Origin of the sequence: Rhizobium sp. N122, from assembly GCF_002211295.1 — a bacterium.
In the GTDB taxonomy this organism is placed as follows: Bacteria; Pseudomonadota; Alphaproteobacteria; order Rhizobiales; family Rhizobiaceae; genus Rhizobium.
On the sequence record NZ_LOKU01000018.1, the window covers coordinates 1 to 13,995 of the forward strand.

The 13,995-nt window shown below is 62.5% G+C and carries 19 protein-coding genes; 13 read left to right on the forward strand and 6 right to left on the reverse strand.

Annotated features, from left to right (window positions below):
• Window positions 1–130: 130 nt before the first annotated feature.
• Window positions 131–772: a chloramphenicol phosphotransferase gene (locus ATY75_RS14700; RefSeq protein ID WP_088938199.1), complete on the reverse strand. Its 642-nt coding sequence runs from the start codon at window positions 770–772 to the stop codon at window positions 131–133.
• A 131-nt stretch (window positions 773–903) separates the two neighbouring features.
• On the opposite strand from ATY75_RS14700, the gene ATY75_RS14705 reads away from it, so the two are divergent.
• From ATY75_RS14705 to rnhA, 5 genes are all read left to right on the forward strand, one after another.
• On the forward strand, window positions 904–1,284 hold the full coding sequence (locus ATY75_RS14705) for a DUF983 domain-containing protein (RefSeq protein ID WP_088938123.1): 381 nt from the start codon (window positions 904–906) through the stop codon (window positions 1,282–1,284).
• On the forward strand, window positions 1,277–2,032 hold the full coding sequence (locus tag ATY75_RS14710) for an SURF1 family protein (RefSeq protein ID WP_088938124.1): 756 nt from the start codon (window positions 1,277–1,279) through the stop codon (window positions 2,030–2,032). Before ATY75_RS14705 ends, ATY75_RS14710 begins: the two co-directional genes overlap by 8 nt.
• A 97-nt stretch (window positions 2,033–2,129) precedes the next feature.
• Window positions 2,130–3,131, forward strand: a complete 1,002-nt coding sequence (gene ispH / locus ATY75_RS14715) for a 4-hydroxy-3-methylbut-2-enyl diphosphate reductase (protein ID WP_088938125.1) — start codon at window positions 2,130–2,132, stop codon at window positions 3,129–3,131.
• An 80-nt stretch (window positions 3,132–3,211) separates the two neighbouring features.
• Window positions 3,212–4,177 carry a homoserine kinase gene (locus ATY75_RS14720; protein WP_088938126.1) on the forward strand — a complete coding sequence of 322 codons (966 nt, stop codon included), beginning with the start codon at window positions 3,212–3,214 and terminating at the stop codon, window positions 4,175–4,177.
• Entirely contained in the window at window positions 4,174–4,629 is a 456-nt protein-coding gene (gene rnhA, locus ATY75_RS14725; protein ID WP_088938127.1) for a ribonuclease HI, read from the forward strand. The genes ATY75_RS14720 and rnhA overlap by 4 nt, the downstream gene beginning before the upstream one ends.
• A gap of 219 nt (window positions 4,630–4,848) precedes the next feature.
• On the opposite strand, the gene ATY75_RS14730 is transcribed toward rnhA, so the two are convergent.
• The 4 genes from ATY75_RS14730 to ATY75_RS14745 form a co-directional block, all read right to left on the reverse strand.
• Window positions 4,849–5,358: an NUDIX domain-containing protein gene (locus tag ATY75_RS14730; RefSeq protein WP_088938128.1), complete on the reverse strand. Its 510-nt coding sequence runs from the start codon at window positions 5,356–5,358 to the stop codon at window positions 4,849–4,851.
• 379 nt (window positions 5,359–5,737) lie between these two features.
• Window positions 5,738–6,811 carry a putative zinc-binding metallopeptidase gene (locus ATY75_RS14735; protein ID WP_088938200.1) on the reverse strand — a complete coding sequence of 358 codons (1,074 nt, stop codon included), beginning with the start codon at window positions 6,809–6,811 and terminating at the stop codon, window positions 5,738–5,740.
• 90 nt (window positions 6,812–6,901) lie between these two features.
• Window positions 6,902–7,093, reverse strand: coding sequence for a CsbD family protein (locus tag ATY75_RS14740; protein WP_003569831.1), 192 nt, complete (start codon window positions 7,091–7,093; stop codon window positions 6,902–6,904).
• 100 nt (window positions 7,094–7,193) lie between these two features.
• On the reverse strand, window positions 7,194–7,799 hold the full coding sequence (locus tag ATY75_RS14745) for a YqgE/AlgH family protein (RefSeq protein WP_064837140.1): 606 nt from the start codon (window positions 7,797–7,799) through the stop codon (window positions 7,194–7,196).
• 140 nt (window positions 7,800–7,939) lie between these two features.
• Between ATY75_RS14745 and ATY75_RS14750 the strand changes: the two genes are divergently transcribed.
• From ATY75_RS14750 to ATY75_RS14785, 8 genes are all read left to right on the forward strand, one after another.
• Window positions 7,940–8,791 (forward strand): protein-disulfide reductase DsbD domain-containing protein, encoded by an 852-nt coding sequence (locus ATY75_RS14750; RefSeq protein WP_088938129.1) that lies wholly within the window; start codon window positions 7,940–7,942, stop codon window positions 8,789–8,791.
• 83 nt (window positions 8,792–8,874) lie between these two features.
• Complete coding sequence (locus ATY75_RS14755) at window positions 8,875–9,360, forward strand: peroxiredoxin (protein ID WP_049730843.1); 486 nt, start codon at window positions 8,875–8,877, stop codon at window positions 9,358–9,360.
• A 724-nt stretch (window positions 9,361–10,084) separates the two neighbouring features.
• Window positions 10,085–10,267: a hypothetical protein gene (locus ATY75_RS34605; protein ID WP_190241359.1), complete on the forward strand. Its 183-nt coding sequence runs from the start codon at window positions 10,085–10,087 to the stop codon at window positions 10,265–10,267.
• 83 nt (window positions 10,268–10,350) lie between these two features.
• The gene (locus ATY75_RS35460) at window positions 10,351–10,479 is read left to right on the forward strand and encodes a hypothetical protein (protein ID WP_280950594.1); all 129 of its coding nucleotides are present in this window, start codon (window positions 10,351–10,353) and stop codon (window positions 10,477–10,479) included.
• The gene (locus ATY75_RS14770; RefSeq protein ID WP_088938131.1) at window positions 10,476–11,225 is read left to right on the forward strand and encodes a metal ABC transporter ATP-binding protein; all 750 of its coding nucleotides are present in this window, start codon (window positions 10,476–10,478) and stop codon (window positions 11,223–11,225) included. The genes ATY75_RS35460 and ATY75_RS14770 overlap by 4 nt, the downstream gene beginning before the upstream one ends.
• Window positions 11,222–12,094 (forward strand): metal ABC transporter permease, encoded by an 873-nt coding sequence (locus ATY75_RS14775; protein ID WP_088938132.1) that lies wholly within the window; start codon window positions 11,222–11,224, stop codon window positions 12,092–12,094. The genes ATY75_RS14770 and ATY75_RS14775 overlap by 4 nt, the downstream gene beginning before the upstream one ends.
• A gap of 16 nt (window positions 12,095–12,110) precedes the next feature.
• The gene (locus ATY75_RS14780) at window positions 12,111–13,010 is read left to right on the forward strand and encodes a zinc ABC transporter substrate-binding protein (RefSeq protein ID WP_088938133.1); all 900 of its coding nucleotides are present in this window, start codon (window positions 12,111–12,113) and stop codon (window positions 13,008–13,010) included.
• A 166-nt stretch (window positions 13,011–13,176) separates the two neighbouring features.
• A complete protein-coding gene (locus ATY75_RS14785) occupies window positions 13,177–13,671 on the forward strand; it encodes a hypothetical protein (RefSeq protein WP_088938134.1) in 495 nt (164 codons plus the stop codon).
• On the opposite strand, the gene ATY75_RS14790 is transcribed toward ATY75_RS14785, so the two are convergent.
• Window positions 13,668–13,976, reverse strand: a complete 309-nt coding sequence (locus ATY75_RS14790; RefSeq protein WP_088938135.1) for a Dabb family protein — start codon at window positions 13,974–13,976, stop codon at window positions 13,668–13,670. The genes ATY75_RS14785 and ATY75_RS14790 overlap by 4 nt on opposite strands.
• Window positions 13,977–13,995 lie beyond the last annotated feature (19 nt).

Below are 13,995 nucleotides of genomic sequence, written 5' to 3' on the forward strand. Positions count from 1 at the left end.
AGGCTCTCCCACGGGCTTGGTGTCCCAAAGGTGCAACGGTCTTCCATCCGCCACCGCAATAGGCAGTACTACGCCAATAGCGGGTAAAGGGAAGTTACAAAGGTGCCGGCAGGCGGATGAGGGGCAGATCTCAACGCCCACCCGCAATCCGTTCGAAGGCCGAAGGCTCGGGAATGCCGAGATCGAGGCGCTGGCGGATCGCCTCGGCGCATTCGAGTGCGGTGAGCACCGACGTATCGACCTCCATGTCATAAATGCCGGGCCGGTGCACTTCATCCTGCCAGCGCTGCACCGGTTCGGGGATCGGCACCTCCTCGGTGGCTCTTACATACAGCGTCTCGCGGCCTTGCTGCTTGAATTCCCGGCGCTGCATGATCGTCCCGATCGGACAGCGCACGCCGACGAACAGCACGGAAAAGCCGTCCAGGCGCCTGGCGCAGTCGCCGAGAATGCCGAGCGGCTGCGAGTAGCTGTCATGATGGCCGAGATCGGCGACCACATTGAGCCCCAATCCGGCATGGATGGCGATCGATTCGTAAAGGGCCGCATAGAGGAAGGGCACCAGCTCTTCGAGTTCCGGCCGCTCGCCGCCGGGCCTGAGGCCGATGCCAGGCAGATAGCGCTTCGGCGTCATGGCATTGTAGCTGTCGACGCCGAGGTTGATCCACGGCCCCTCGAATTCCTCCTGGATCGCGCGGGCAATGCTGGATTTGCCGCTTCTGGGCGCACCGTTCAAAATAATGATCTGTCCGGCATGGCTGTCGTTGGTCATCAGCTTCTTCTTCTGTTTGGCGCGAATCACTGAGACGAAACCGCGCAGGCATTTCCATTCGGGATGCGAATACTTTATGGGAGAGTTAAGGCAGCATGGGCTGCCGAGAAGGAATGGCCAGAAGGAATGGTATGAGCGAAGATAGCGCCCATTATCCCCCCGTCGATCCGGTCAGAACCGGCATCAAGGGCTGCTGCCCGCGCTGCGGCCAGGGCAAGCTGTTCGACGGCCTGCTCGGGGTCAAGCCGCATTGCGCTTCTTGCGGCCTCGATTATTCCTTCGCCGATTCCGGCGACGGGCCGGCCGTCTTCGTCATCCTCATCGTCGGCTTCATCGTCATCGGCCTGGTGCTGTGGCTGCAGGTGAATTACGGGCCGCCGATCTGGGTGCACATCCTGCTCTTCGGCCCGCTGACGATCGCCCTGTCGCTCATGACGCTCCGCTGGTTCAAGGGCATCCTGATCGCCATGCAATACCGCCACAATGCCCGCGAAGGACGCCTGAGTGACTGAAATGGAGCCTGTCCTGCCGCGCCGCCGGCTGCCTGTCATCACCGGCATCCTGGTGCTGATCGCCCTTGCCATCCTGATTTCGCTCGGCACCTGGCAGGTCGAACGCCTCCATTGGAAAGAGGGCCTGCTCGCCGATATCGCGGCGCGGCAAGTGGCTGCCCCCGTGCCGCTCGCCGATATCGAGGCGATGGCGGCAACCGGCGGCGATATCGAATATCGCAAGGTCACCGCCACCGGCCGCTATATCAACAACAAGGAGCGCCACTTCTTCGCCACCTGGCGCGGCCAGACCGGCTTTTATGTCTATACGCCCCTGGAGCTTGCCGACGGGCGCGTGCTCCTGGTCAATCGCGGCTTCGTTCCCTATGAGAACAAGGAGCCGGAAATGCGCATGCAGGGCCAACTGACGGATCAGCAGACCGTCACCGGCCTCGCTCGCGAAAAACTGCCCGGCAAACCTTCCTGGGTGGTGCCCGACAACGACGTCGCCAAGAACATCTTCTATTGGAAGGATCTCGACGTCATGGCCGAAAGCGTCGGGCTGGAGAAGGCGCGCGTCATTCCGTTTTTCGTCGATGCCGATTCCACCCCCAATCCGGCCGGCCTGCCGATCGGCGGCGTTACCCAGGTCGATCTGCCGAACGACCATCTGCAATATGCCTTCACCTGGTATGGACTGGCCGCCGTGCTTGTCGCGGTGGTGGCCATCTCCTGGTTTCGCAAGCCCGGCAAGCAGCCTCGGCAATAGTATCGCTTCAATTCTCGACTATATTGGGCTAGAGGTCGATTGCCCCTCGCGGGACCTGTGACGGGCACAGGACTGAAGAATTCTTGACGGAACAGACATGAATATTGCAGCGAAACCTCCCTTGACGATCAGGCTCTGCGGGCCGCGCGGCTTCTGCGCCGGCGTCGACCGCGCTATCCAGATCGTCGTGCTGGCGCTGAAATCCTATGGCGCGCCGGTCTATGTACGCCATGAGATCGTTCACAATCGTTATGTCGTCGAGGGGCTGGAGGCCAAGGGCGCCGTCTTCGTCGAGGAACTGGACGAGATCCCGGCCGAACATCGCGCCCAGCCGGTCGTCTTCTCCGCCCATGGCGTGCCGAAATCCGTGCCGGAGGATGCGGCAAGCCGCAACCTGTTCTATCTCGACGCCACCTGCCCGCTGGTTTCCAAGGTCCACAAGCAGGCGATGCGCCACAATCGCCTCGGCCGCCATGTCGTCCTGATCGGCCATGCCGGCCACCCCGAGGTGATCGGCACCATGGGACAGCTGCCGGAGGGATCGGTTTCGCTGATCGAGACGATCGAGGATGCCGATGCCTATGCGCCCGCCGATCCGGACAATCTCGGCTATGTCACCCAGACGACGCTGTCGGTCGACGACACGGCCGGCGTCATCGCCCGCCTGCAGCAGCGTTTTCCCAACCTGACCGCCCCGGCCGCCGATTCGATCTGTTATGCGACGACCAATCGCCAGGAAGTGGTGAAGCAGGCGGCCCCCGGCTGCGATCTCTTCATCATCGTCGGCGCGCCGAATTCCTCCAATTCCAAGCGCCTCGTCGAAGTGGCGCTGAGGGCAGGGGCGACGAAATCGATCCTCGTGCAGCGCGCCGCCGAACTCGACTGGGACGAGATCGGCGCGATCTCGACGCTCGGCCTTTCCGCCGGCGCTTCCGCCCCCGAGGTCATCGTCAACGAGATCATCGAGGCCTTCCGCGCCCGCTTCGACGCCCGCGTCGAACTGGCCGAGACGGTGCAGGAAACCGAGAATTTCCTGGTCAACCGCGAATTGCGCAGCATCGAGCTGACGGCGGCCGACATGGCCTTCGTCAACGGCTGATCCCCATATTGAAACCTTATCGACGCCGGATGGTCGATCCGGCGGCCGAATAACAGCAATGCATGAAGGCGAGACCTCACTTGGCAGTCTATACCGATATCGCCGAAGACGATCTGAAATGGTTCCTGACGGAATATGACGCGGGCACGCTGCTCTCCTACAAAGGGATCGCCGAGGGTGTCGAAAATTCCAATTTCCTGCTGCACACCTCCAAGGATCCGCTGATCCTGACGCTCTACGAGAAGCGGGTGGAAAAGACCGATCTGCCGTTCTTCCTCGGCCTGATGCAGCATCTCTCGGCCCGCGGCCTGTCCTGCCCGCTGCCGCTGCCGCGCCGCGACGGCGCGCTGCTCGGCTCGCTCTCCGGCCGGCCGGCCGCACTGATCTCCTTCCTCGAAGGCATGTGGCTGCGGAAGCCGGAGGCCAAACATTGCCGCGAAGTCGGCAGGGCGCTGGCCGAGATGCACGTGGCCGGCCACGGTTTCGAACTGACACGGGCGAACGCGCTCTCGATCGACGGCTGGCAAACGCTCTGGGAAAAATCCGAGGCGCGCGCCGGCGAGGTCGAGGCCGGCCTGCAGAACGAGATCCGCGGCGAACTTGATTTCCTCTCCGCCGCCTGGCCGAAAACCCTGCCGGCCGGCGTCATCCATGCCGACCTCTTCCCCGACAACGTCTTCTTCCTCGGCGATCAGCTCTCCGGCCTGATCGATTTCTATTTCGCCTGTAACGACCTGCTCGCCTATGACGTCTCGATCTGCCTGAATGCCTGGTGCTTCGAAAAGGACGGCGCCTACAACATCACCAAGGGCACGGCGATGCTCGAGGGTTACCAGAGCGTGCGCCCCCTGAGCGGCGAAGAGATCGCCGCCTTGCCGGTGCTGTCGCGCGGTTCGGCGCTGCGCTTCTTCCTGACCCGGCTCTATGACTGGCTGACGACGCCCGAAGGCGCCATGGTCACCAAGAAGGACCCGCTCGAATATCTGCGCAAACTGCGCTTCCACCGCCAGATCGGCTCGGCCGCCGAATACGGATTGAGCCTATGAAACACGTCGATATCTTCACCGACGGCGCCTGCTCCGGCAATCCCGGCCCCGGCGGCTGGGGCGCCGTGCTGCGCTATGGCGACGTCGAAAAGGAGCTTTGCGGCGGCGAGGCGGATACGACCAACAACCGCATGGAGCTGCTGGCGGCAATCTCGGCGCTGCAGGCGCTGAAAAGCCCTTGCGAGGTCGATCTTTATACCGACAGCGCCTACGTCAAGGACGGCATCTCCAAGTGGATTTTCGGCTGGAAGAAAAACGGCTGGAAGACAGCAGACAAGAAGCCGGTGAAGAACGCGGAGCTCTGGCAGGTGCTCGAAGAAGCCCGCAACCGCCACAAGGTGACGCTGCACTGGGTCAAGGGCCACGCCGGCCACCCGGAAAACGAACGCGCCGATGAACTTGCGCGCCGGGGCATGGAGCCGTTCAAGAAGGGCAAGGCGGTTTCGTTTTAGCGTGTCGCGACGATTTTAGGGTTGGCTTGTGCCTGAAGGCTGCCCCTCACCCTAACCCTCTCCCCGTAAAAACGGGGCGAGGGGACGTGCCACGCGAGGCGTTGGCGAGGGACAGAAAGGTTGCGGCATACCCCCTTCGCCCCGCAAGCGGGGAGAAGGTGCCGGCAGGCGGATGAGGGGCGGGCACCGATTCACGATGACATCGACGCGCCCAGAGCGCTAACCCTGGGACACATCACGCCGCACCACGTGCTGGACCCCGTCCGGCACCGTCTCGATAAGGTCACGCAGCGGCATCGGTTGCAGATTGAAACGATCGAGCACGGCCCGGCTTGGCAAAGCCCAGCAAAATTCCAGGTCGGCGTCACCGTCGCGGATACGGTGGACGATATCGGTTTCATGGAAGGGCAGGGCGCTCAGGAGTTCCGCTTGATAATAGAAGCCGACTTCATGGATCTTTCGTCCCGCGAACTCGAAAAAATTCTCGATGATGAAGCGCAGCGGCCCGACCGTGGCCTGGCAGCCGATCTCCTCTTCTATTTCGCGGGCCAGCGTTTCTGCGCCCGCCTCGTGAAACTCCACGCGGCCGCCGGGCAGGACCCAGAAAGTGTCGCCGATGACGCGATGGATGAGGATGTGGCCATGGGATCGGATCAATGCACCGGCCCGCAATTGGAAGCGGGAATTGCTGGCATCCAGCACGATCATGGTTCGCCCGGCGTCGTCCATGGTCAGTGTCCTCCAGGGGCGTCGGCAAATGGCTTATCTCGGGTTTCGAAAGCCGACAATGGGCAAGATCGCACCTTCTTGCTCCGCCAGGCTTTTGGCGGGTCAAAGATGGACGAGGCGATGCCACGATTCCCCTTCGCCCCAGCGGGGAGAAGATGCCGGCAGGCAGATGAGGGGGCGAGCGACGACAGGAGCGAGGCACTGAGCGGCAAGCGAAGGGCAATGAATGGTGTGCCGTGCGGTCCCCTCATCCGACCCTTCGGGCCACCTTCTCCCCGCTGGGGGGAAGAGGGAGCCAGCAGCGACCTTCGTATCCCATAACGGCCCACTGCATGAAATCATGCGTATCAAAACAGCGCCCGAAATGCTCTCATCCCACCTATTGCCGCGCCGTCGCCGCCCCCTGGATCAGCTGGTGCAGATATTCGAGCTTGGCCACGACGGGTGAGGACAGCACGAAGGGGTAGGAGTCCGGTTGGCCCATGCTGCGCTGGATGGCGTTGATCGCCAGGCTGAGCGGCACCCAGGCGCTGACCAGCTGTTCGGCGCTGCTTGCCCGGTAGGGGAGGAAATCCACTTCGCCGGCGATTTCCTCGTGGCCGCGCGGATCGATGGCGATGCCGAAGGCGCGGGCAGTTTCGAGCGTGTCGACGATATGCAGGTAATGGGCGAAACATTCGGCGAAATCCTCCCAGGGGTGGGAGGCCGCATAGGCGCTGATGAAACTGTCCTGCCATCCCAGGGGCGCGCCGCCGGCATAGTGTTTCTGCAGGGCGGCCGCATAATCCTGACGTTCGTCGCCGAAGACGGCGCGGAAGTCCGCAAGGCCGTCGCGGTCGCGCACCAGCTTGTTCCAGATGAAATGGCCGGTCTCATGGCGGAAATGGCCGAGCAGGGTGCGATAGGGTTCGTTCATCGAGCTGCGCGCCTGTTCGCGCGTCGCATCGTCGGCCTCTGCGGCGCGGATGGTGATCAGCCCTTCCTCGTGGCCGGTCATCGCCGGCACGACATAGCCGTTGCTCTCGATCGCATCCTCGAGGAAATCGAAGACCAGGCCACCTTCCGGATCCTGCACCCGATCGGGATGCGGCAGCCTCCAGCGCAACAGCGAATAGAAAAGATGACGCTGCGCCTGGCCGATGCGCCGCCAGCGATCGATGCCGTTCTGGGTATCGGTGTTCGGAACCAGCCGGTTGTGGCGGCAGGCGACGCAGAATTCGCTGTCGCTATCGCCGTCCACCAGCCAGTTGCAGATGTCGAGGCCGGCATTGGCGCAGAAGCGCACGTCGCGATCGGGATTGGAAACGAGCTGCCAGAGCGTTTCGTCGCGCGGCTCCAGCGCATGCATGGCGAGATCGCCCGGCCGGAAACCGAGCCGATGGTTGCAGCGCACGCAGTGGCGGTTGTCGAAGTGGACGACCTGATCGCAGTTGTCGCAGGCGAAAAGCTTCATCGTCTTGATCTCAGCAAAGCAGCGGCGGATTAAAAATGCCTGCCGCGCGAGGGCGCAGCAGGCATGGTTCATGACGGATGAGCGGATGGCTCAGAGCCGGTCGACGGCGCCCTTGAGCTTGTCCTTGACTTTGCCGGTTGCGACCTGGCCCTTGCCTTTGGCTTCCTGAACGGCGCCCTTGGCCTGCATTTCGCGATTGTCCGCGGCCTTGCCGACGGCCTGCTTGGTCTTGCCGGCAATTTCATTTGCCTTGCCTGAGATCTTGTCGCTGGTGCTACCCATATGTGATGTCTCCTTCGTCAAGCATGGGCCTCGTGCCCGTGTTTGCCGAAATGAAACGTCAGCCGGCGCAATTCGTTCCAGCTATATCAGGCCGGCCTTATCAAGCATGCCCGGCTTCTTTGGAAAGCATGGCGGCGGTCACGCCCATGCCGGCGAGCGCCCGCTCGTATTTGTCGTCGAGGCTGCGATCGAAGATCAGTTCCTCATTGGCCGGGCAGGTGAGCCAGCCATTGTTGACGACCTCGTTTTCCAGCTGGCCGGCGCCCCAGGAGGAATAGCCGAGCAGCATCGTCGCGCGCGTCGGACCATCGCCCTTGGAGATGGCGCGCACGATGTCGAGCGTCGCCGTCAGGCAGATGTCGTCGCTGACGGGGATCGAGGAGTCGCTGGAATAATCATCCGAATGCAGCACGAAGCCGCGGCCGCTTTCCACCGGGCCGCCGGTCTGGATCGGGAAATCGCGCGCCCGCTGCGGCAGCACGATCTGATCTTCCTGCTTGATCATGTCGAGATGCAGCAGCACATCGGTGAAGGTCAGGCTTTGCGGGCGGTTGATGACGAAGCCCATGGCGCCGGCATCGGAATGCGCGCAGATATAAATCACCGTGCGCGCAAAATTGCGGTCCTCGATGCCGGGCATGGCGATGAGGAACTGGCCATCGAAGAAGCCACGTTCCCGTCTGTTCTTCAGCGTCGATAAGGACATCGTTCCTCCTGCTGCCAACCGCATTGAGGCCTTGACAAGAGAAACATGGGCCAATGTCACACATCAATCAACCAAAAATGAAGATTTAAATCGCCGTGACTTCTGGCGGCGAAACCTCGGTTTCGGTAAACCGTTGTTCCATGATGATTATTTCCTCAGTACCGCGCCGGCTTTTCATGGCGGTCATCTCGATGGGCGCAGCCCTTGCCGCCCATTGTTCGGCTCACGCGGAAATGAGCGCCTGGGCGGAGAACGAAGGCGGCCGCATGCGCCTCGTGGCACTGGCGCCCGATGCCGCCGGCAAAATCCGCGCCGCGCTGCAGATCGAGCCGAAACCCGGCTGGATAACCTATTGGAAAGAGCCCGGAAACAGCGGCATTCCGCCCCAGTTCACCATCGCGGCGGGCAGTGGCGTCACGCTCGATGCGATGGCCTATCCCGTCCCGAAACATTTCTTCAACGGCGCGGTCGAGGATATCGCCTATGACGCGCCGGTGACGCTGCCGCTGTCGCTCCATGCGGCGGGCAAAGCCCCGGTCGAGATCGACGGCGTCGCCTTCATCGGTATCTGCAAGGATATCTGCATTCCCTTCCAGGCGAATTTTCAGCTGAAGCTCGGCCCGGCCATCCAGTCCCACCCACAGGAGGAGGCGATCCTTGCGGCGGCCGATGCGACGCTGCCGCAGCCGCCATCGGCCGATTTCGGCGTGACCGCGCATGCGATGTCGCCCGATCGCAAGACGCTGGCGCTGACACTGGTTTTGCCGGGCGAGGGGCCAGGCGGGGGAAAGGGCGCGCCCGATATCATCGTCACCGGCCCGAGCGGCTATGCCTTCACCAAGCAGATCGGCGGCAAACGCGATGGCGCCACCTTCAAGACCGATGTCGCCATCGGCAAGCTGCCGAAGGATTACGATCTATCGGGCAAACGCTGGGGTGTGCTGGTCATCGATGGCGGCAAGGCGATGGAGACCACGCTTGCCTTTGAGTGACCGGGACCTATAGTCGCCTCGACCCCTGCGGCGCCCGCCGCTGAAAAGGCCAAAACCCAACAGCCGGAATCAAGGAGAAAACCATGACCATCGCGATCGGCGACAAGCTTCCTGCCGCCACCTTCAAGGAAAAGACCGCCGACGGCCCGGTCGAAATCACCACCGAACAGCTCTTCTCCGGCAAGCGCGTCGTGCTCTTTGCGGTGCCGGGCGCCTTCACGCCCACCTGCTCGCTGAACCACCTGCCGGGCTATCTCGAAAACCGCGACACCATCCTCGGCAAGGGTGTCGACGATATCGCCGTCATATCCGTCAACGACTGGCACGTCATGGGCGCCTGGGCGCAATCCTCCGGCGGCATGGGCAAGATCCACTTCCTCGCCGATTGGGACGCCGCCTTCACCAAGGCCGCCGGCCTCGAAGCCGACCTCTCCGCCGGCGGTCTCGGCCTGCGCTCCAAGCGCTATTCGATGCTGGTGGAAGACGGCGTGGTGAAAGCCTTGAACGTCGAGGAAAGCCCCGGCCAGGCAACGGTTTCGGGTGCTGCGGCGATGTTGGAATTGCTGTGAGTTTGAATAAATCTGCCCCTCACCCTAACCCTCTCCCCGTAAAAACGGGGCGAGGGGACGTACCCCGCGAGACGTCAGCGAGGAACGGAGAGGTCGCGGCACACGCCCTTCGCCCCGCAAGCGGGGGTCCGAAGGACGGGTCGAGACCCGCGGCTCGACCCCGGTCGGTGGCGGCAGCCGGATGAGGGGCGCACGCCGACGGCGAGTTTGCCAGAATCGCGCCCCCAATCTCCGTCATCCCAGGCCTACGAGCCTGGGATCCACGCCCACTGCCGATCGAGGGCAGGGTAGATCCTCTGGTCAAGCCCGAGGAGGACGGAGGGTGGGGAGCTCTTGGAGCAAGACAGCGATGTTTGGCCGGATAGGGGTGCATTGCGCTTCCGTTGATCCCACTCCTTACCGCGCTTCAGCTCAGGCCTGACCTTGGGAGCTCCGCTTACCCCGTGAACTCGCCAATTTGCGGCTCCGAAAAAATTGTCACGGGACCGGAAACCCAATGAAGTTGGTCTAAGAAGGTCGTGAGCCTATGAACGGCTCGTTCTGGCGTTTCCGTCCGCGTCCATTGCCTGGGTTCCACATGCGTATCGATATAGCGGAATTCGATCAGGCCCGATGCTTGCGCTGAAATCCGTAGATGGGCGACCGAGGGCGGGGCGTGCCCGGTTTGCTGAATGCATAGATCAGCCATTGAGGTCCATCCAAACAGCGCGTGTCGAAGCGAATTATGAGCGATGAAATCGGCAAGCTGCTCAACGCCCCGCAAGGCAGAGGAAAACTTTTCGTCGGCCGAATTTTCCCGCACGCTGCGAATATGGTCAACAATGAGGTGCCATGGCCTGATCATGGAGCAAGTCTGGCCGTGCAGCGCCTCACTGTCAAATGGCCGCACCTCTTATCCCCGCAATAACAATCTCGCCAAGAAGTTCCGCCTCAATCTCGCCGCAATCGTTATAACATAACCGTAATGTTATTACATTGTAGGATCAGCCAATGCCCCCGAGCCCCGACCGCCCCTCCGTCAGCCTGCTGGGACAGTCGGCTCTCTCCAGGGGGATCGGCATCTCGCTTGTCGTCGCCGTCCTCTGGCTGGCGATCCATTGGGCGGTTCTGCTGCCATGACGCCGGTGATCCGGATCGACAATCTGACGGTTGCCTATAACCGCCATCCCGCCATCCATCACGTTTCCGGCGCCTTTGCCAGAGGCAGCCTGACGGCGATTGCCGGGCCGAACGGAGCGGGGAAGTCGACGCTGTTGAAGGCGATCATGGGCGAGCTTCGACCGGCCGAAGGCAGGGTCGAGCATCGGCTGGGGCGGGCGGAGTTCGGTTATCTCCCGCAGGCGGCCGAGATCGACCGGCGCTTCCCGATATCGGTCATCGACACCGTCATGCTCGGCTCCTGGAAGGCGGCAGGCGCCTTCGGCCGCATCGCGCCCGGCGAGATCAAGAGGGCAGGCGAGGCGCTGTCCGCCGTCGGCCTTGAAGGTTTTGGAAAACGCCATGTCGGATCGCTGTCGGCCGGACAGTTCCAGCGTGTGCTGTTTGCCCGGCTGCTGTTGCAGGACGCCGGCATCATCCTGCTCGACGAGCCGTTTACCGCAATCGATGCCCGCACCACCAAGGATCTCATCGATATCGTCATCCGCTGGCATGGCGAGGGCCGCACCGTCATCGCCGTGCTGCATGATTTCGAGCTCGTGCGGGCACATTTCCCCGAGACCCTGCTGCTTGCCCGCGAGCTCGTCGGATGGGGGCCGACCGTCGAGGTCATGTCGTCAGCCAATCTACTGAAAGCCCGCGCCATGGCCGAGCGCTGGGACGAGGATGCCGAGGCCTGCGGCCCCGAACAGGTGCCGGCGGCATGACGGCTTACGATCTTTTCCTCGCGCCCTTTGCCGATTTCGGTTTCATGCGTCGGGCGCTCGTCGCCTGCCTCTGCCTCGGGCTCGGCTCCGGGCCGATCGGCGTCTTCCTGATGCTGCGACGCATGAGCCTGATGGGCGACGCCATGAGCCATGCCGTGCTGCCGGGGGCGGCGATCGGCTATCTCGTCGCGGGCTCCTTGTCGCTGACGGCGATGGGGCTCGGCGGCCTCGTCGCCGGCCTGTCGGTGGCGCTGCTTTCGGGCGCCGTCAGCCGGATGACCGTGCTGCAGGAGGATGCGAGCTTTGCCAGCTTCTATCTCGCATCGCTGGCGCTCGGCGTGCTGATCGTCTCGCTGCGCGGCTCGAATATCGATCTGCTGCACGTGCTCTTCGGCACCATCCTGGCGATCGATGCCTCGGCGCTTTATCTCATCGGCGCGATCACCTCGCTGACCCTTGTCGTCCTCGCCTTCATCTACCGGCCGCTGGTGGCCGAATGTTTCGATCCCGGCTTTCTGCGCGCCGTCGGCGGGCGCGGGCCGGTCTATCACGTCCTCTTCCTGCTGCTGGTGGTCCTGAACCTCGTCGCCAGCTTCCAGGCGCTCGGCACGCTGATGGCGGTCGGCCTGATGATGCTGCCGGCGGCCGTCGCCCAGCTCTGGTCGCGCAGCCTGGCCGTGATGATGGCGATCGCGGCCGCAAGTGCCGCCGCCTCCGGCTATCTCGGGCTGATCGCCTCATACCATCTCGAACTTGCCTCCGGCCCGACGATCATCATGACGGCGGCTGTGATTTACGCCTTCTCCATCCTTTTCGCGCCCTCGGGCATTGCCCGGCGCTTCTTTCCCCGCCCGCATCTGAAGGGCTGATCCCAAGGAGACTTCGATGACACCGCACAGACTGCTTCTTTCCGCAGCAATCCCCGCTTTGATGACGCTGTCGGCCGTGCCGGCTTCCGCCGAGACGCTGAAGGTCGTGGCCTCCTTCACCGTGCTTGCCGACGTCGTCAAACAAGTCGGCGGCGACCATGTAAAGGTGACGAGTCTCGTCGGGCCGAACGGCGATCCCCATGAATTCGAGCCGTCGCCGGCCGACGCCAAAAATCTGAACGCGGCCGAAGTGACCTTCGTCAGCGGCGAAGGGCTGGAAGGCTGGATGGACCGGCTGATCACCGCCTCGGGTTACAAGGGCAAGCCGGTGACCGTCTCCGAAGGCATCGACGTCAGCACCATGGAAGAGGACGGCGCGGAGATTACCGATCCGCATGTCTGGAACAGCCCCGTCAACGTCAAGATCTGGGTCGCCAATATCGAAAAGGCGCTGTCTTCGGCCGATCCCGCCGATGCCGCCGCCTTCAAGGCCAATGCCGAGAAGTACACCAGGACGCTGGACGAATTGAACGCCTACGCCCATGCGAAATTCGACAAGGTCGCCGACGACCGCCGCAAGGTGCTGACCAGCCACGATGCCTTCGGCTATTTCGGCCGCGAATATAATGTCACCTTCCTGGCGCCGCTCGGCCTCTCCACCGAAAGCGAGGCCTCCGCCGCCGACGTCGCCAAGCTGATCGAGCAGATCAAGGGCGAGCATGTGAAGGCCTATTTCTTCGAGAATTCCAACGATCCCCGCCTGGTCAAACAGGTTGCCAAGGCAACGGGTGCGGAGCCCGGCGGCGAGCTCTATGTCGAGTCCCTCTCCGACGCCAAAGGACCGGCGCCGACCTATGAGAAGATGTTCCGCTACAATGTCGACCAGCTCGCCGCCGCCATGGCGAAATCGAGCTGAGGAGCGGGGGCTGCGGCTTCGGTCGCGGCCCTCAACGCAATCCCAGAAAAAGTGCCGCGCCGCTTTAATGGGGTTGCGTACAGCCGCCATCGTCTGGATATGCTGTGTTGACACCGGAAGCAACGCAAGGCTGTATTCGGTCTCTTTGCGAAAGGTAGAGACGAGAATGCGCTTCATCAGGGTTATTGCGTTTTTGGCGATGGTGGCATCGATGGCCTGCGGGCCGTTGGCCGAGGCTGGTGCCTTGGACGAAGACGCTTTCGGAAACATGCCGCTGGGCAAGGCCACGAAGTTTTCTCGGATATCGTCCTTCGATGCTCAGGCGGTTTGCCTGCTCCACCCCTACCAGAATCGATTGCCTTCCAGCGATGCATTGGCCGTCCGGGTGAACGAATATCTGGCCGCGAGCAACTACGTGGCTGACGAGGGGCATTTTGCATTTGTGCTGATCGGCAAGGAGGCAATCGAGATTGCAGCCTTCCAACGTTCTCGGAAGCTCGATGTCCTGGCAGAGCATGAGGTTTCGTCCTCGGTCGAGGAGATGTTGCCAAAGGATTTTGCTTCCCATGACTGCGCAAGCGGTCAATCTGCAGCTTTTATCAAGATCGAGTTTCGAGCGAGAAACTACGTCTTGCTAGGCCAGGCGTCCGAAGCGCTTTAGATATTGAGGTCGAAGACCAGGATGCCGGCCAGGCCTCCGTCCGTCGACGAGACGATGCGCTCGCCGACGGCGACATGCTCGGGATGGATGAGATAGGCGTCGCGCGCCTCGGGGCTTTCAAAGGTCACGGCAAAACCGTCGACGAAGCCGCCATGCAGGCCCTCGGGCGAAACGTTCGGCCCGTATTTGATATCCAGAATGCCGGGAATGACCTGCTTCAGGGCGGCGATCGCCGCAAATAGCGATTGCTTCTCGTCTCCAGTCACCGCGGTCTTCAGCCGCAGGAATACGCAGTGCAGGATCATCAGTAAGCCTCCCGATTTT